Raw genomic sequence first — 17536 nt, forward strand, 5'->3', positions numbered from 1 at the left:
TGCTAAAGCCGCTCTAAACTGGCGGATTTACACGTTGTCTACCATAGTTAATGGTGAGTGAATTGATCAATTCCTGGCCAGGAAACCAGGTTTTCGGAACGGCGGAGCCCCCCTTTATATAAGCGTAAAAGAGTATCCCGTATGAAGCAGTTTTCCTTTCTCCAATGCGTATCAGGTCTGACGGCGGCGACTGTGTTGGTTCTTTCAGGATGCGGTGGTGGAGGGGGTGGCGACCCCTATGTGCCCCCCTCGTTGTCCGACGGCGTCATTTTTACTTACCCCATTGATGGCCAGACCGATGTGCATCTGGGCACCCGTTTTTATGTCACCTTCAGCAAGAATGCCAGTCAGTCGGCCGTGGATGCGGCTTGCAGCGTGGATGGCAGTGGCAATGTCACAGGTAACTTTTGCCTGATCGGCCCTGGGGATGCGGTGATATCCATAGCACCCAGCGTCAGCGGCAAAATAGTGCAGTTTGAAACAGATCAGCTGCAACAGGGGACTCGCTACGAACTCTATGTGCGCAGTGCGGTCATTGGCGGCGGCAGCACCAATCTGCCGGCCAGCGATCCATTGGTGACGTTCCTCACCACCCAGAGCGATCCTGTCAGCGGTGTGGCCCCTACAGTTACTGCCATCAACGGTGAAGATCCTGATGTGTATTCCACTACGCTGCCGTCCCCGCCGGATGCCCGTTATCCCATGATGGACTTCTCTACGATGCGAGTGGAGTTCAGCGAGCCTCTGGATGAAAAAACCGTGCAAGTGGGAACCAGCTTTGAGTTTGTGGAAGTGAATGGCGCAACGGAAACCCCGGTGGTGGGTGCCATGGTGGTGCGTAAGCAGCACATCAGCTTTGACCCGGATGAGGATCTGACCCCCGGAGTTACTTATCGATTGCGCCTGGGCAGCGGCATTGTGGATCTCAATGGTGAAGCGGTAAACCCGGTTACCTATGAGATGGTGCCGGTGAATTCCAATAGCTGCGATTGCGTTATTACCCAGCGGTTCAATACCACGGCGGCCTATGGTGAGGCAGGTTTCCCTCAGACCTCCCGTCTCACTGGACGCCCCCTTAATGCCATTGATTTGTATTCGCCGTTGATCGGCAGCAACGATATCAATCTGCGGGATATCACATTGGAGGCGCGGCTGGCAGACCCCAGTGCGTTTGGTGGCCTGATTCCATTTGTGATCCGCAAAGGCGTGTATCTCGATATTACCGGGCTTGATCTGCGGCTGGGCGGTGAGGTGCCCGCCAATCTGCAAACCGGCGACATCACCGCCAGTTTCATTACCGACGTGACCGGTTACATGGATCGCAACCCCTACCGGCCCTACAGCACCCAGGTGGACGACGATAAGTCGCCCATCTTCGTCTATCTGATTTTTGATCTGGCACTCACCAGTGCCGACCCCAATGGCAATGCTGTGCTGAATCAGACCATTCCCCATGTCCAGGCTACCGGCACCGCCTATATCGAAGACGGCACCCTGTACATTGAAAGCGTACGCACCTTAGAGATGGATTTGTTGGGATTGGATCGGGCACCGGCTCACCTGGTGCTGGCGATCAATTCCGATCTGGTGAGCACACCGGTAGAGGATACCGTGGCACCCACCATTACCAGCGCCTACCCCGGTGATGGCAGCGCCGACTTCCCGGTGCGCGATGAGCTGTCACTGATTTTCAGCGAGCCCATGGATAATGCCGGTGTCGACCCTCAGGATGAAATCGTGCTTACCAATGTGACCGATGGTGGCCAGGTTGCCTTCCAGATCACCTGGGATGGCAGCACCATGCTGCTGCAGCCCGACAGCCCCCTGGCCTACAACAAAACCTATCAGATCACCCTGGGGGCGCTCACGGATCTGGCCAATAACGCCTTGGTGCTGGACGGTGCCGATGCCACCGGCGGGGATGGAGCCATTCAATTCAGCACCGAAAACCCAACAGCCACCACGGTTGGCCCGGTGGTGAGTTCCATTCATTCGGGAGCAGCCTGTACCCTTACCGGAGCCGACGCCAGCTTTGCCGGTCGTTGTAGTGGCGGGCTGTCCGGTGATGAAAAATACCTGCCGTTCACGATTCCAGCCGATGTGCGTCTCGAAGTGAGCTTCAGCCAGCCCATGGATTTGTCCACCCTGACCCTGGGCAGTGCCTGTGGCAGCGGTGCTGTGCGCGTAGAAGAACTGGATGGTGGTGGTGCCTGCGTGGGCGTGGTGGATGGCTCATTGATCGCCGATACCCGCAGCTTCAAGTTTGTACCCCGCAACGGCTGGGTCGAGGGTACCGACTACCGCCTGACCCTGGTGGCCGGAGCCAACACCAGCTGTGGCGCCGGTGAGATCTGTAGCGAGAACGGAATCCCTCTCAACCCTGATCCTATTAATGGCGGTCAGTCCGGTGATGCCGGTGGCGGCAATATCGTCAACACCTTTACCGCGGTGGCCGCCAATAATGATGTGTTTCTGCCCCTGAAAATGCAGCCGTTCAGTGATCAGAATGGTAACGGCTACCTGGATGCCGGTGAAACGGCCCATAGCGAAAACAGTGCCGGGGTAGCGGTGACCGGCGTTGGCGGAATTGTTGTGGGCGCGCTGATTGATGGCGACCCCAATATCTACCTGAGTGGCTCGTTACCCGTCACTGTGGGAGAGCCGGAACCCATCACCGTGGATGGCCTCACCTGGGGTATGACCATCGCCGGAACCAGCCAGATACCGGTTACCGTGCACCCCGGTATTATTTATGGCACCTCGATTCGCCTTGATACCACCGCACGGGTCATCGTTACGATACCGATCAATAATGTGGATACAGGGGTCAGCATTCTTCGGTTGCGCCAGGCAGGTGGAGAGCCTGTCACAGGTTATATCGTGGAAGAAGAAGGGGTAGCGGAACCCCAGTTTATTGCACAGCTTGATCTCTATATGGATGCACCGGACATGGTCATCGAAGTGCTCGGAGTGATCAGTGTGGCTCATGATCTAAGCAGCAAACCGGTTCAGGTTACCATAAAAGGGCCTGTGGAGTTTCTGGAGGATGGGCGCATTCTCATCACCCCGGAAAGCTTGTCGCCGGTTGATCTGATCGTCAACGTATCGGCATTGAATCTGCCGGGCAGCATCTTACTGCAGATTCCCTCAGGCGCCATGAAAATGAGCCTTATCGGCAACCCACTCAAAGGTCGTCAATAGGAGACGCGTATGAACAAGGTATTTTCATTCGCCCTGCTGGCGACCATCATCACCACCCCGGTTTGGGCCCAGGTAGAGCAACCTGATCCACACCAGGAAGCCAACTACTGGGATCGATTCAAAACCAAAACACTGGGCATGGAGAAGGGCGCAAAACCCTTTTACTTCCGCGCCGGATACACCTCCCTGCAGCCGGACTCCTCCAGCTCCGAAGTGGTACTCAGTGGTGTGGACGGAGCAGCCAGCCTTGCCATCGACAATGGCCCCATCGCCGGTTCAGGTGCTGGCGTGGAGCCGGTAAGCTTCCCCAGTGCCGTGGTGGGCTATCGCCTGCCGTGGATGGATGGACACCTGTCGGTGGAAACCATCCTGGCGCTGCCCTTTACCGTGGAATTCACTGCCGAAGGTACCCTGGCCACAGAATCCATTGCCCCTTATGCATTGGGCAACATTCCTACCGGGGTGCCGCCTCTGGGTTCAGAGTTTGGCGAAACCAAAGTGCTGCCCCCGGTGGTCACCCTGGTGTACCGTTTCATGTTGGATAAACCCCTGCGCCCCTATGTGGGGGGCGGCATGGCTTATATGATCACCTACGATTCCAAAGTCACCAACCCCATACTCACTCAATATGGTGAGCCCGAACTGGAGGTAGACGACGTCTTTGGCTACGTAGTGCAGGGCGGTGTAGAGTACAAATTCTATAAAGACTGGTGGGTGAATGTTGATGTCAAATTCATTGGCGGGCTGGAAGCAGACGCCAAAGTGACCGGCATCTGGGTGGATACCCCAAGCCTGCCCACCTACAGTCCGGCAGAAGTGGGCGATGCCAGCGTCAGCGTCACGGTCGATCCCTGGGTCTACCATATCGGGGTAGGCTTCGACTTCTAGACATCTGTCATCCCAACGCATCATAAATCGGTATAATGGGCGCAGTTTCTATTCGAATCTGTCGCAAGCAACTCAAAGGAAGCTGTGCCCGTGACCACCTTCTCCGCCCGCCTTAAACAACTGCGCTGGCACCAATGGACCCTACTCGGGCTGGTGCTGGTTTATCTAATTTACATCGCTTTGTCCTACCTGTACCTGCCGGGCAAACTCAAACAAGTCGTGGAAGCCGACGTGTCCGAATTTGTTGGACGCCAACTCACGGTTGAGCGCTTTGAGTACAACCCCTTCGATCTGTCATTACGGGTGTACGACTTTGCTGTGGCAGACAAACCCGATGCGCCACTGCTCGCCTGGCAGCAATTCTATGTAAACTTCACGCCTTGGGGCTCCCTGTTCAGTTGGGACATCAAATTTGAGGCCATCCAGCTGGATCAGCCCCTGGTCAACATCGAGAAACACGGTGATCGCTTCAATTTCAGCGACATAATCGACAAGTTCTCCGGCGATGAGGCTGCGGTGGAGGAACAACAAGGCGACACCCGTATCGCATTGGAAGTGGTAAACACCGCCATCAATCAGGGGGTTTTTCGCTTTACAGATCTCAGTGGCAGCAAGCCCGCCCGCTCCGAAATGGATGACATCACCATCGAAGTGCTGGATCTGTATCTGGCCACCGGTGATGAGCATCTAAACCCCTTCAACATCACGGCTGCCATTCCTGGCGGTGGCCAGATCAAGTTGGCCGGAGAATACCGCCTTGATCCGCTCTACGTGGATACCAACGTGGAAGCCATGGGCATTGAACTGAAGGAATTCAGTGATTTCGTTAATAACGTTGTGCCCATGACCGTGACGGGCGGGCGCTTGGGCCTGAACGCTCACGTGTTGGTACAGCAGCAACAAGAAGACGTCGCAGTCAACATCGATAACACCGACGTTACCGTAACCGAGCTGGCCCTGGATGATGCCATACCCGAGCCGCCCATGGCCCGCATCAACACCATCACCATCAGTGGCCTGCAGTTTGACTTGCTGCAGCAGAGCCTTGAGATCGGCAAACTCAATGTGGATCAGGTGCTGCTGAATCAATGGCTTGATGCCGATGGCGCGCCCCGCTTCCAACACCTGCTGGTGCAAGAAGTGGTGGAGCAAAACATCGAAGCGCAGCACAGCCCAGTGGCAGCCGAACAGGAAGCCGCTCCCTGGAAGGTAGTGGTGCGTCGGCTTGAAGTGGGCAACAGTCAGCTTAACTTCTCGGATCAGAATGAAAAAATCACCCGTGGCCACACTGTTAGTGGCATACAGGTAGCGCTGGATGATTTTACGCTGACCGAGCAGCAGCCGGTGCCACTGAGCATTCAGGCCACATTAGACGAGCAGGGCATGCTCAAAGTAGATGGTGTGGTTACATTAGTGCCGTTCTCCATGCAGCTTGAGTACGGCTTGCAGAATCTGCCGTTACCGTCGTTTTCTGAATACATCGAGCTGGCCACCTATCTGCGTATCGAAAAAGGCAGCCTCAACCTCAACGGCAAAGTGGATCTGAGCACCGAGGGCGAGGTGCCGGTGTCGTCGCAACTGGCGTTGGAAGTGAACGATTTTCAGGCCGAAGACCTGCGTACCGGTAAGCCAGTGATCCAGTTCACACAGATCAAAGCCGCCGACGCCGTGCTGGAAACCCAAAGCAAACAATTCAAACTGGCGGCGCTCACCATCACCGAGCCCAATCTGCTGGTGGAGATCGGCAAAGACAAACAACTGAACTGGGCCACCATCGCCAGACCCGATCCAGGGGTGACAGAGGCGGTCGCCAGCGCCGAACAGGAAGTGGCAGCGGATGCACAGCAAGCGGCAGCAAGCGGCTGGAATTACGTCATCGGCAAAGTAGAAATAAACAATGGCCTCACCCGCTTTGTAGACAACAGCGTATCGCCCGTGTTTCAGACCGGTCTGCACAGCATGGCGTTCGAACTGGATGAAGTGGCCAGCAACAACTCCACGCCGGTGCCGTTCAGTCTCACCAGTAAAATCGACCGTTACGCTCCGTTCAACGTCAAAGGCACCCTCGACCCCATAGCCAAACAGCCAGGCTTTGAATTCAAAAGCCAACTGCGAGGATTGGAGCTGCCGCCACTTTCACCTTATTCCGCCGCTTTTATTGCCCACAACCTGGAGAGCGGCAAGCTCAACCTACAGCTGGATTATCGCCTGCACGACCGTAAATTGAAGGGCGAAAACGGCATTATTGCAGACCAACTCTATCTGGGTGAAAAAGTGCCCAGTGAAGACGCCATTGACGCACCGGTGTCCCTTGGGTTGGCGTTGCTGCGGGATGTGAATGGCGTTATTGATCTGGATGTGGGAGTGTCTGGCGATCTGGACGATCCGGGGTTCAGTATCTCAGGGGTTATCCTCAAAGCCTTCTTGAACGTCATGGTGAAAGCCGCCAGCTCGCCGTTTCAGCTACTGGGCTCGCTGGTAGGCGGGAGCGAAGACATAGGTGAAATTGAATTTGCGGCGGGTTTTGCCGACCTCACCGATGATAGCCAGCAACGCCTGCAGAAGCTCACAGAAGCACTGCAGCAACGTCCGCAGTTGATCGTGCGTTTCCACGGTGGAGCGTTCGCCCCCGAGGATGTGCCCGTATTGAAAAAGCTGCGCATACAGGATCGAGTAGCGGATGATCGTAAAATGTCGTTGCTTGAATTGCGCGAAGAAGCCGGTGATGTGGACTGGTGGAGCGTGCGTGCCAATCGCAAAGCCATACTGCGAATCAACGATGAACTGAAACTGCCCGACACCGGTGAGCGTGAGGATGCGTTGCAGGCGCAGAACCCTGAATTAAAAGGGAATGAGCTGGAGGCAGCCGTCTATCAAGCCATGTACGAGGACGTCGCGGACAAGCAAGAGATCACCTCGACCGACCTGCTGGCACTGGCGGACGCCCGCGCCCTGGTCATCAAACAATATCTAGTGGATGTAACCCAATTGAATCATGGGCGGGTGTCCGTGGCCAAAACCAAAAAAGCCCACCTGAAAGGCCGGGTTGTGAAGCTGGGGATCGATGCCCGATGAGCTCAGTGCAGGGGGATTGGGTTTTTCTGCGGGGGTTAGTGCGTCAGCAAAAACACTGGGAGCAGTTTCCTGAACTGTTTGCCAAGGCGTTTCCAGAAGCACGCATTCATCTGCTGGATCTGCCGGGAAACGGCGCCTTGTGTGATCGCCCCAGCCCGTTAACCATCCGCGAAATGATGGAGTCCGCCCGACGTTTGTTGAAAGCTCGAAGCGTGAACGGCCCTGTCAACCTGCTGGCGATTTCATTGGGTGGGATGGTGGCTCTGGAATGGATGCACCGGCATCGGCAGGAAGTTACCTCTGCCGTAATCATCAACTCCTCCATGCGGGATGTGGGCACGGTGCTGGATCGGCTGCAGCCTGAAAACTACCTCGCCATCTTGAAACAGGCTTTGCTGGATCGAGACCTGCAAAGCCGTGAGCAACTGATACTGGATATCTCCAGTAACCTGTATCCACACAAAGCTCAGTTGGCGCGCAAGTGGGCACAATACGCCCGCACTCATCCTACCAGTACCAAAAACGCGGTGCGCCAATTGATGGCAGCGGCCCGTTACCGAGCGCCCAAGCGCTGTCCTCATGATCGAGTGCTGTTATTGAACAGCGCCCGTGACCGATTGGTAAACCCGATCTGTACCCGGCGCTTGGCTGAGCGTTGGTCGTGGCCGCTGGCAACTCACGCCAGTGCGGGGCACGATTTACCGTTGGATGATGGCCGTTGGATCATTCACCAAATTGAACATTGGCTTCAGGAGTCAGCGTAGCCATGAGCTTGTCGGTGATTCTGCGCTCATCCCGTATTCCGTTTTTGATTTTAACGCCCATATGCATATTTCTGGGGGCAGCAGCAGTGATCGCCCAGGGGCTGCCAATCTCGGGGCAAACCTTAACGCTGGCACTGGTGGGGGGCTTGCTGGCTCACATCAGTGTGAACACACTGAACGAGTACCTGGACTTTGCCAGCGGCCTGGATCTGAATACCCGCCGTACCCCTTTCAGTGGTGGCAGCGGCGCGTTGCCCGAGCATCCGGAGCAGTCCCGTGCGGTATTATGGGTTGGGGTGATCAGCTTGTTGCTGGTCATCGCAATTGGCCTGTATTTTCTGTGGCGGCACGGCCTTGCTCTGCTCCCATTGGGTGTGGCGGGGCTGCTGCTGGTAGTGTTGTACACTCGCTGGATCAATGGATTGCCGTGGTTGTGCCTGATTGCACCGGGTCTGGGATTTGGTGTGTTGATGGTCGTGGGCACCCAGTTTGTACTCACGGGAGATTACCGCATAACCTCCCTGCTGGTTGGCCTGATTCCATTCTTATTGGTCAATAACCTGCTGCTGTTAAATCAATACCCGGATGTACAAGCCGATGCATCCATCGGCCGTAATCACTTTCCCATCGCCTATGGTGTGGCCGCCAGTAATGTTGCTTATGGCATTATGTGGTTGCTGGCTGGCCTGTTGATCGTTTTGTATGCCGTGTCTGGTCTGCTTAGCCTGTGGAGCCTGCTTGCATTGGCACCCTGGTTATTGGGGGCGGTGGCGTGGCGAGGAGCCCGAACCTGCGGCTTTGACATAGGCCAGCAACCGCAACTGCTGGCACTGAATGTCATGGCAACCCTGCTAACACCGTTAACGTTGGCACTGGTGTTAGCTTTGGCGTAGTAACGCATGGCGGATTAGTTAAGCGGTAATCCGTTTTTCAGGCGTCGGCGGAAATCCCACAACAGCGCGCTGGAGGGCAGCTGACGAAGCTGGCGCGGCATACGGTTGTTGACGGCCCCCAGCAACTTAATGATGCGGTTAAAGTTACGCTGTTCTTTGTCACCCCATTTCAAGCCCATTTGCGTGCGGATGCGGGGGTGCAGAAACCCAGCCGTCATCAGTTTGGCAAATCGGCCAAAGGGAATACTCACAGCAGGGCCTGCAAAACTCAGATCCACCAGCTGCAATAACCAGTCTCGTACGTCTTCCGGCATTTCCATGCGGTCAAGGTTTTCATTCCAGTAAACCCAGAACGCATTGATGTCTTTTGGCCACATGTCCGGGCGCACCTGCAGGGTTGTGCCCAATGGCTTGGCGTATTCATAAAACCGCTCCAGATCCGCCTGGGACATCGGGCCGCGCAATTTTTCATATACATCCACATGGCCCCAAAACAAGCAAGCGGCCACCCACAGCTGCAGTTCCGGATCCAGTGCCCGGTACTTGATGGGGGAGGCTTCAGTGGAGGTTACCTGTGCATGGGCGACATTAATGGCGCGCCGATAAGCCAGTTTTTCTTCGGTGGTGCCTTGCATGGCCACCGCCAGATAGGTCAACGTGGTGCGGGCGCGCTTGATGGGGTGATGCAAAATGGAGCCGGACTCAACACGGCTTTCCATCACCCCGTGGCCAACCCCGGGATAGGCCAATTGCATAATGGTATTGGCAACGCCGCTTAATAACCCCACGCTGTCGATGCAGCCCGGAATCGCCGCGTCGATCTCCTTTCCGCTTTGTGGAGCCCACTGGGTTTGTATTGGCTGGTGGCTGGGCTTTGGGTCTTCAACCTGTTTCTTGGCAGCAGAATTCATAATCTTGCTCTTATGGTATGGTATTCAGATATCCTAAACTAAGCGAATATTCAGAAAAACTCGGATATTAATTAAGCAGGATAAGACCCTTTGACAAAGCGACAACAGTTTGATTTAAAAGAGAAAAAGTCTCCAAGGCAGGCGCGCTCCAAGGCGACGGTAGGGGCTATAATCCAAGCAAGTGCTCAGTTATTGGAAGAGGAGGGTTATGCCGCATTAACCACCAATGGGGTGGCAGAGCGGGCTGGGGTCAGCATTGGCTCAGTCTACGAGTACTTCCCTGGCAAAGAAGCCATCGTGGCTGCGGTTGCCACGCAATTGGTCGAAGTATCACTGCAGAAAATGCAGGCTGCATTGCTGAGCGTGGAAGATATGGATTTTGAGCCTGCCATGCGCAGCTGGATTTACAGCCTTTATGCGGTGTCCCGCGATCAACACCGGCTGCTTAAAGTGCTGCTGTTCCAAGTGCCTTTTATACATAAAGTGCCCGCAGTGGAGGGCCTGCGCACAGAGCTGTTTCGGCTGGCGTTGGTTGGGGCCAGTAAAACCCGAGAACACCTGTTTATAACACCCTCGCGGGAATCGCTTTACCTTATCACCACCATGACCGGATCAACATTATTGCAACTGGCCATTATGCCGCCACCGGGTCTGCAGGTAGAGGCAATCATAGATGAGCTAGCCCATAAAATGGTGCAGTGGCTGCACGAGCTGCGGGATTCACCGCCGCCCGGCTAACGCACAGCTAAGCATCTGGGTTTACCCTCGCAACATCACCCGCCCTACCAGGTTAGAGAAGCCCTGTGGGAAAGTGCGGGTGAGTATGTCCAGCACATAAGCATCTTTACCCACCAGCAGCCGCTGCTTGTTCTTCTGAATACCGCCGATGATAATGCTGGCGGCCTTTTCTGCTGTTGTGCCTGCGATTTTGTCAAAGCGGGCGGCTGCCTGCTCTTTGGATAACTTGGGATCCAATGGTTGCACCACACGGCTATTGCGCACGATATTGGTTTTGATGCCGCCGGGGTGTACTGAGGTGATGTGGATATTAGAGCCGCGTAATTCCTGAATCAGCGTTTGGTTCAGTGCTTTCACCGCATGTTTGGCGCAATTGTAGGGGCCATTACTGGGGAACGGAAAGAAGCCGTTTACGCTGGAAATATTGACAATATGACCTTCTGGGCGCTGCCTTAGATAGGGCAAAAAGGCTTTCGTGCCATACAGCACACCATAAAAAACAATATCAAATACCCAATTGAAATCGTCGTAATTCAAATCTTCAATCAGCCCCTGTGATGCCACGCCCGCATTGTTGATGATCACATCAACGCCGCCATGAGCGTTCACGACATCCTCTGCCCATTGATACACCTGATCCTTGTTGGAAACATCAACAATGTGAGTGGTCACCCGAGTTGATGCAGGCAGGCTTGCTGCGGTCTCCTTTAGCCCCTCTGCGTTAACGTCCGCCAGTGCCAGCTGGCAGCCCCGCTCAGCCAGCTGTAGTGCCAACGCTCGCCCAATACCCGAAGAAGCGCCGGTTAAGGCAACCACTTTGTTCGTCAATGATTTCATCTTGGTTCCTGATCGTTATGGTGTTATTAAGGAAGTAGCCAGTCATTGTTATGTCTAAACCTTAAACAAAATTAGAACCGGGAACCAGATGGTAATGGGACGAAATGATTGTCATATCAGGCCAGCTGCTACGGACTTTGAGGTAAACTTGGTTTTGGGGTGAATAGCTGAGGTATGCCATAGTGGATGTAGTATCCTGGCTTGGGCTTTATTGATTTAACTCGCTGCGATGAGTTTAATTCCTATTAAACGATCCAGACTGAACAAAGGAGAGGGGTATGATTACGTATTTTTATTGGCTGGTGGTGGTTGCCCTGGCTGTCGGTGTGCTGGGTATTTTCGGGAAAATGAACCACTGGAAACCTGCCCTGATCGGATGTGGTGCGATTTTAATGGTGGGTTCACTGGCCTACTATTTTCACTTTCAACAAGTGTTTGTTAAGCGATATGGCGGTGTCATGACCATTGAGGTTCCCGCAGGTCAGCAGCATATAGCGGCAACCTGGAAGGATGACAATCTATGGGTGGAGAATTACGACCCTAAAGCAAATGTTTGCCACTTTAATGAATATTCCAAAGGCAACTTATTGCAGGGCAAGGTCACCATAAAGAATTGTTTCCCCATCGCGGCGCAGAATCACAAAAAGCAGTCGCTTGAGGCAAAGTAAGCCCAAGGCATGACAAGTTACATCATCCTAAGCTGGCTATGTATCGTCGCCAGCTTCCCATCTGGGTGATGTCTTTAGCACCATCCAGGCCGCAAGCTTCACAGATAAAACCGCTCTCCCAACGTCCATCATTCAACTGTACTTTGCCGATGCCCAAAGGTGCAGGAATTTCAGCTACAAAGGTTCCTAAGTGCTCCATAGGGATTCTCCACACTTCTACTTCAATGGATTGGCCACCGGTTTCGCATCGCATCATGCCGGGGCGAAAGGGTGGGCCTCCAGCCAGGGCGTAGAGCTTGTAATGCGGAGCTGATTGTGTTTTTTCCACCAGTGTGGCGCCGCGCTCATGTAATTGCCAGTTGAGGGGAAGCCCCTGAAGATGTGCACCGCACACCACCACATTGATGTGGCTGGGGGCGGATCGAAGATCCTGCTTGAATGGGGCACCAGCCAAAGCGGTGGCGCCCAAAGGTAATGAGTTGGCGCGCTGTAGTGCACTGCATAATCCCAGCAGTCTCTTGTCTGAAAACGCTCGGTGGAAAAGTGTGACACCAAAGCCGACACCGTTTTGGTAAAAGCCGGATGGAATTGCAACAGCGCTGCAATCCAACAAATTCATAAAGTTTGTATAGAATCCCAGTTTGCTGTTGAGCTCGATGGGGTCATTCAGTACCTCAGCGACCGTATAGATGCTGCCGTTGGTTGGGGTTAGGATGGCATCTACCTTGTTAAGCTGTAAGTTGGCTGCTTGCGCGTATTCCTGCAGCTTATATTGGGCTTGGAATACGTCAATAGCGGATGACTTGTTGCCACTACTGATAATGGTGTGTATTACCGGCAGCATGGAGTGGGGAGAGCTTTCAATTATATCCTGTGTGGCCAGATAGCGCTCGGTAACCCATGGGCCCTCGTACAGCAGACGGGCTGCACTGGTGAAGGCATCAAAATCTATTTCAATGATGTTTGTACCCAGTGCTTGTAGCTGACTAATGCTGTCTGAGAACAGTGCTTTGGCTTCTTCGTTGCCAAAAAAATCAAGTTGTGAGGGTGCGGGCACGCCGATGGTTAACGCTTCAATTTGGCTACTGTAATAGCGCTTCCCGTTCTCGTACGTGTTGGCGCGCGCATAAGCGTCGCTGCTGTCAAACCGAGCCGCCACATCGAACACCGTATTGGCATCGTCAACAGTGAGTGCGAATACTGTTAAGCAATCCAGGCTGCGGCAGGCGGGTACTACGCCAGTGGTACTGAACAAGCCTTTGCTGGGTTTCAGCCCCACGATGTTATTGAGTGAAGCGGGAACTCTGCCAGAGCCTGCGGTGTCGGTGCCAAGAGAAAAGCACACGAGACCATTGGCAACAGTGACAGCAGAGCCTGAACTCGAGCCACCGGAAATGTATTCAGGGTTCAGTGCGTTGCGACATGGCCCCCATGGCTTGGGCGAACGAACACCCACCAAGCCGGTGGCAAATTGATCCAGGTTAGTTTTGCCTAAAGGTATGGCGCCAGCATCCAATAACAGTTGCACTACGAATGCATTGGCTGGTGGTATGTAGGCGAAATCAGGGCAAGCAGCTGTAGTTGGAATGCCTGCAAGATCAATGTTGTCTTTAATTGCGAACGGAATACCAAACAGAGGGAGGTCTTCAGGTTTGGCATCATTTATACGTTCCAAATACAGGTTGAGTTCATCTTCGCTTAAAAGATGTATCCATACAGGATTGGTTTCGTTGAACTTGGCATTGGCTTCGCGCAGGCTGTGAAGCAATGATGCTGGTGTAAAGTCGCCGTTAGTATAGTGCTGTTGCAACCCGGTGATGGTCATATTGACAGTGCTTAGATCCAACATAATTATTCCTGTTTCAAAATAAGTAGGGGCTGCCCGGCAGAAACCTGTTGATCCTGTTGGCGGCAGAGGGATTGGACTGTGCCGCTATCGGAGGACATTACTTCTATTTCCATTTTCATTGATTCAAGTATGCATACGGTTTGGCCTGCAGAGATCTTTTCGCCTTCTGCCACTTTCCACTGCCAGATGCTGCCCGCAACGTGGCTTTCAATAGCAATGCAGTCATCACCCAGAGCTTGCTCCGATGCTGATTGATCATGCCCTGATGGTGTGGAATCGAAATGGAATTGACCACTGTCAATCCAATGTTGCAGCTCGGTTTCGAATGCTTGATTGCGTTGCTCAGTGAAGCAATGAATGCTGGTTTCATTGTCCATTAGAAACGTCTGGTATTGTTTCAAGCTGAACGTGGTTTCTTCAATCTTCAGCGGATACTGTCCGCGGGGAAACTGTTGGCGAATCTGTTTCAGTTCATCTGCGCTCACTTCGTAAAATTTGATTTGATCGAAGAACCGTAATAACCAGGGTTTGGTGAATTCTGCTGTTTGGCGGTAGCGATTCCACATCTGCAGCGTGCGCCCTATAAATTGATAGCCCCCAGGGCCTTCCATGCCGTAAACGCACATATAGGATCCGCCAATGCCGACAGAGTTCTCGGCGGTCCAGGTGCGGGCTGGATTGTATTTGGTTGTTACCAGGCGATGCCGTGGATCCAGTGGCGTTGCTACCGGTGCCCCTAGGTAGACATCACCCAAACCCATTACCAGGTAGTGAGCATCAAATACAATTTTTTTCACCTCTTCAATGCTGTTAAGGCCATTAATGCGCCGGATAAATTCAATGTTGTTGGGACACCAGGGGGCATCTTTGCGTACTGATTGCATGTACTTCTGGATAGCTACCCGGCAGGCTTCATCATCCCAACTTAAGGGGATGTGAACGATGCGTGCTGGCACTGTTAAGTCTTCTTGATGTTGTAGTTCCTGTTCCGCAGCAATCAGTATCTGAACGAGTTCATCAAGTGGCAGTTTAAGGCTGTCATAGTGAATTTGCAGAGAGCGAATGCCAGGCGTCAGTTCCTTTAGAGCCGACAGTGCAGGGTTGGCATGTTTATTTTCCTCTAGCCAAAGCATTAGCGTATGAACAAGAAACCGTAACTCAACATCCAGTTTCTGTGGGCCGTATTCAACCAATAGATATTTGTCACCGGCTGCGCGATACACCACCTCTACGCCGTTTTCAGCCTCACTCAGCCTACTGTGGATGGGCGCAAGCTCAAACAGCGATGCAGGCTGAGGTTCATAGGCTGACACTTCAAGGTTGCTAATTTGATGCTGTTGCGCCAGTTCCATGTTCTTAGCAGTATGCTGGGTAACAGGAACGAACTGTAGAGTGTCACCTGCTCTTAGTTGACCGAGTTTCCAAAGGTCAGCTGTAACGACGGTGGCAGGACAAACGAAGCCTCCCAGCGATGGGCCATCTGGCCCGAGAATCACCGGCATGTCGCCAGTAAAGTCGACAGTGCCAATGGCATATGCATTGTCGTGGATGTTGGAGGGGTGCATGCCTGCTTCACCACCACTGCTACGAGCCCACTCCGGTTTGGGGCCAATCAATCGTACACCTGTGCGACTGGAGTTGTAGTGAACTTCCCAGGTGTGTGCAAAGAAGCTCTGGATATCTTTTTCTGTGAAGAAATCTGGCGCACCGTGAGGGCCATAGGTTACGTGTAGTTTCCACCGATTGGAGATGGCGGGTTTAAGCGCGTCATCCAGTTTTGGAGTGGCCTCTTTAAGGGCATCTTTGTTGCCAGGATCAGCAGTTGTTGAATTGGGCTGCAGCAAGTGCAATACATCACCACTGCGTAAGGCGCGTCCACTGAAGCCACCAAATTGGCCCAGGGTGAATGTGGAGCGAGAGCCCAGATACTGATTGCCATCGAAGCCTCCACTAACTAATAGATAGGCTCTGGCGCCAGCCGTATCTACTTTTCCCAGTATCAACGTTTGCCCGGCTTGCGCACTTATGGTTTGCCAGTTTGCGATGCCCGTGCCGTCGAGTGTGGCTTCAATGGGCGCGCCCGTAATTATAAATTGAGCGTCGTGATTGAACAGCAGCGTCGGGCCGTTGAGAGTGATTTCCAGGCCTGCGGCCAGGTTGGAATTGCCCAGCAAGCGATTACCCAGTTGAAACGAATAGCAATCGAAGGGGCCAGAAGGCGGTACGCCAACATCCCAATACCCAACTCGGCCGGGGAAATCCTGAATCGTAGTAAGCGTACCGGGGCTGATTACATCCACGGTGGCGGGATGATAGGCTAGATCGTTCAGGTAGCGCGTGTGTATACTGCCGTGCTGGAATGCTGCGGTGCGCAGTACAGTTTGTACATAGTCGATATTGGTCTCGATGCCTTGAATAACGCAATGTTCAAGCGCGCGATCCAGGGCGGCGATGGCATCTTTACGTGTTTCAGACCAAGTAATGACTTTTGCCAGCATCGGATCAAAAAAGGGTGAAACTTCGAGTCCGGAACTGATCCAGTGATCGATGCGCAGCTGTGTGCCATCCGTCGGTGGTATCTCTACTGCAGATAATAAGCCAGCGCTGGGCTGAAAGTTACGGTGAGGATTCTCGGCATAGATTCGGGCTTGCACCGCGTGGCCGTGGGGCTTTAAATTTACACTAAGTTCCTTGAGGGAAGGTAGTTTAGCGCCCGCAAGTTGTACCATCCAACGCACCAGATCTACGCCGTAGACTTGTTCGGTTACGCCGTGCTCCACTTGTAGACGAGTATTTACTTCCAAGAAATAGAATGTCTGATCATTTTGATCGTAGATGAACTCGACGGTGCCAGCATTGCGATAATTTACAGCGCTTACGAGGTCAGCAGCTACTTTATGCAAGGTGCTGCGAATGTTGTCGGGCAGGTTGGGCGCGGGGGTCTCTTCTATGACTTTTTGATTGCGGCGTTGGGCAGAGCAATCCCTTTCACCAAGAGCAATGGCGTTACCGAAGCCATCACCAAAAATCTGCACTTCGATATGGCGAGCCTGTTCGATATATTTTTCCAGAAACACGCCGTCGTTGCTAAAGTTGTTGGCGCTTAAGCGTTTTACACTAGCAAATGCATTATGTAGTTGGTCGGGATGATAACAGGTCTGCATTCCAATACCACCGCCACCCGCAGTGCTCTTTAGCATGACTGGATAGCCGATACGGTCTGCTGCTTCTAGGGCCGAGTCGAGAGTGAGCAGCAGATCCGTACCAGGCAGCAGGGGCACCTGGTTTTGGCGTGCAATATCTCGGGCGGTATGCTTCAGACCGAATACGCGCATTTGTTCGGCCGTGGGGCCAATAAAGACAATACCTGCTGCCTCGCAGCGTTCAACGAAGTCAGGATTTTCGCTTAGAAAACCATAGCCAGGATGTACCGCATCAATTTGTTCTTGCTGCATGATATCAAACAGCTTGTCTTGATTAAGATAGGTTTCTCGAGCACCACCCTCTCCCAGGCTGATGGCGCTGTCTGCCTGCGAGACATGAAGGGAATCTGCATCTCCCTCTGCATAAACGGCAACGGAATGGATGCCCATCTGCTTAAGTGTGCGTATCACTCGAACTGCAATGGCACCGCGATTGGCGATCAATACTTTTTCTAACATGTCGATATCTGTGGCGGGCCGTCCCGCTGTGAAATACTGAGTTAGGTCGT

General features: G+C 53.4%; 11 protein-coding genes. 7 read left to right on the forward strand and 4 right to left on the reverse strand.

The window, feature by feature from the left end; translation table 11 throughout:
* The first annotated feature begins 141 nt into the window (after nt 1-141).
* The 5 genes from Kalk_RS13720 to Kalk_RS13740 all read left to right on the forward strand — a co-directional run bounded on the left by Kalk_RS13720 (nt 142) and on the right by Kalk_RS13740 (nt 8821).
* A complete protein-coding gene (locus Kalk_RS13720) occupies nt 142-3201 on the forward strand; it encodes an Ig-like domain-containing protein (protein ID WP_101894788.1) in 3060 nt (1019 codons plus the stop codon).
* Nucleotides 3202-3210: 9 nt separating this feature from the next.
* Nucleotides 3211-4089: an OmpW/AlkL family protein gene (locus tag Kalk_RS13725; protein ID WP_101894789.1), complete on the forward strand. Its 879-nt coding sequence runs from the start codon at nt 3211-3213 to the stop codon at nt 4087-4089.
* Nucleotides 4090-4179: 90 nt separating this feature from the next.
* On the forward strand, nt 4180-7164 hold the full coding sequence (locus Kalk_RS13730; RefSeq protein WP_158643491.1) for a DUF748 domain-containing protein: 2985 nt from the start codon (nt 4180-4182) through the stop codon (nt 7162-7164).
* The gene (locus Kalk_RS13735; protein ID WP_101894791.1) at nt 7161-7928 is read left to right on the forward strand and encodes an alpha/beta fold hydrolase; all 768 of its coding nucleotides are present in this window, start codon (nt 7161-7163) and stop codon (nt 7926-7928) included. Before Kalk_RS13730 ends, Kalk_RS13735 begins: the two co-directional genes overlap by 4 nt.
* Before the next feature lie 2 nt (nt 7929-7930).
* Complete coding sequence (locus tag Kalk_RS13740; protein WP_101894792.1) at nt 7931-8821, forward strand: prenyltransferase; 891 nt, start codon at nt 7931-7933, stop codon at nt 8819-8821.
* A gap of 14 nt (nt 8822-8835) precedes the next feature.
* Here Kalk_RS13740 and Kalk_RS13745 read toward each other — a convergent pair whose 3' ends face one another.
* Nucleotides 8836-9732 (reverse strand): oxygenase MpaB family protein, encoded by an 897-nt coding sequence (locus Kalk_RS13745; RefSeq protein WP_101894793.1) that lies wholly within the window; start codon nt 9730-9732, stop codon nt 8836-8838.
* A 90-nt stretch (nt 9733-9822) separates the two neighbouring features.
* On the opposite strand from Kalk_RS13745, the gene Kalk_RS13750 reads away from it, so the two are divergent.
* Nucleotides 9823-10470 carry a TetR/AcrR family transcriptional regulator gene (locus Kalk_RS13750; RefSeq protein WP_101894794.1) on the forward strand — a complete coding sequence of 216 codons (648 nt, stop codon included), beginning with the start codon at nt 9823-9825 and terminating at the stop codon, nt 10468-10470.
* A 21-nt stretch (nt 10471-10491) separates the two neighbouring features.
* Here Kalk_RS13750 and Kalk_RS13755 read toward each other — a convergent pair whose 3' ends face one another.
* Nucleotides 10492-11307, reverse strand: a complete 816-nt coding sequence (locus tag Kalk_RS13755; protein WP_101894795.1) for an SDR family NAD(P)-dependent oxidoreductase — start codon at nt 11305-11307, stop codon at nt 10492-10494.
* Nucleotides 11308-11585: 278 nt separating this feature from the next.
* Between Kalk_RS13755 and Kalk_RS13760 the strand changes: the two genes are divergently transcribed.
* Nucleotides 11586-11975, forward strand: a complete 390-nt coding sequence (locus Kalk_RS13760) for a hypothetical protein (RefSeq protein WP_101894796.1) — start codon at nt 11586-11588, stop codon at nt 11973-11975.
* 22 nt (nt 11976-11997) lie between these two features.
* Here the strand turns inward: Kalk_RS13760 and atzF are convergent, their stop codons facing one another.
* On the reverse strand, nt 11998-13824 hold the full coding sequence (gene atzF / locus Kalk_RS13765; protein ID WP_101894797.1) for an allophanate hydrolase: 1827 nt from the start codon (nt 13822-13824) through the stop codon (nt 11998-12000).
* A gap of 2 nt (nt 13825-13826) precedes the next feature.
* On the reverse strand, nt 13827-17486 hold the full coding sequence (gene uca, locus Kalk_RS13770) for an urea carboxylase (protein WP_101894798.1): 3660 nt from the start codon (nt 17484-17486) through the stop codon (nt 13827-13829).
* Nucleotides 17487-17536 lie beyond the last annotated feature (50 nt).

It is taken from the genome of Ketobacter alkanivorans, from assembly GCF_002863865.1.
GTDB lineage: Bacteria > Pseudomonadota > Gammaproteobacteria > Pseudomonadales > Ketobacteraceae > Ketobacter > Ketobacter alkanivorans.

Bases quoted from the DNA above. Each gene is read 5' to 3' on its own strand.
- Kalk_RS13720 (WP_101894788.1), top strand. From the start codon at position 142: ATGAAGCAGTTTTCCTTTCTCCAATGCGTATCAGGTCTGACGGCGGCG.
- Kalk_RS13725 (WP_101894789.1), top strand. From the start codon at position 3,211: ATGAACAAGGTATTTTCATTCGCCCTGCTGGCGACCATCATCACCACC.
- Kalk_RS13735 (WP_101894791.1), top strand. From the start codon at position 7,161: ATGAGCTCAGTGCAGGGGGATTGGGTTTTTCTGCGGGGGTTAGTGCGT.
- Kalk_RS13740 (WP_101894792.1), top strand. From the start codon at position 7,931: ATGAGCTTGTCGGTGATTCTGCGCTCATCCCGTATTCCGTTTTTGATT.
- Kalk_RS13745 (WP_101894793.1), bottom strand. From the start codon at position 9,732: ATGAATTCTGCTGCCAAGAAACAGGTTGAAGACCCAAAGCCCAGCCAC.
- Kalk_RS13755 (WP_101894795.1), bottom strand. From the start codon at position 11,307: ATGAAATCATTGACGAACAAAGTGGTTGCCTTAACCGGCGCTTCTTCG.
- Kalk_RS13760 (WP_101894796.1), top strand. From the start codon at position 11,586: ATGATTACGTATTTTTATTGGCTGGTGGTGGTTGCCCTGGCTGTCGGT.
- atzF (WP_101894797.1), bottom strand. From the start codon at position 13,824: ATGTTGGATCTAAGCACTGTCAATATGACCATCACCGGGTTGCAACAG.
- uca (WP_101894798.1), bottom strand. From the start codon at position 17,486: ATGTTAGAAAAAGTATTGATCGCCAATCGCGGTGCCATTGCAGTTCGA.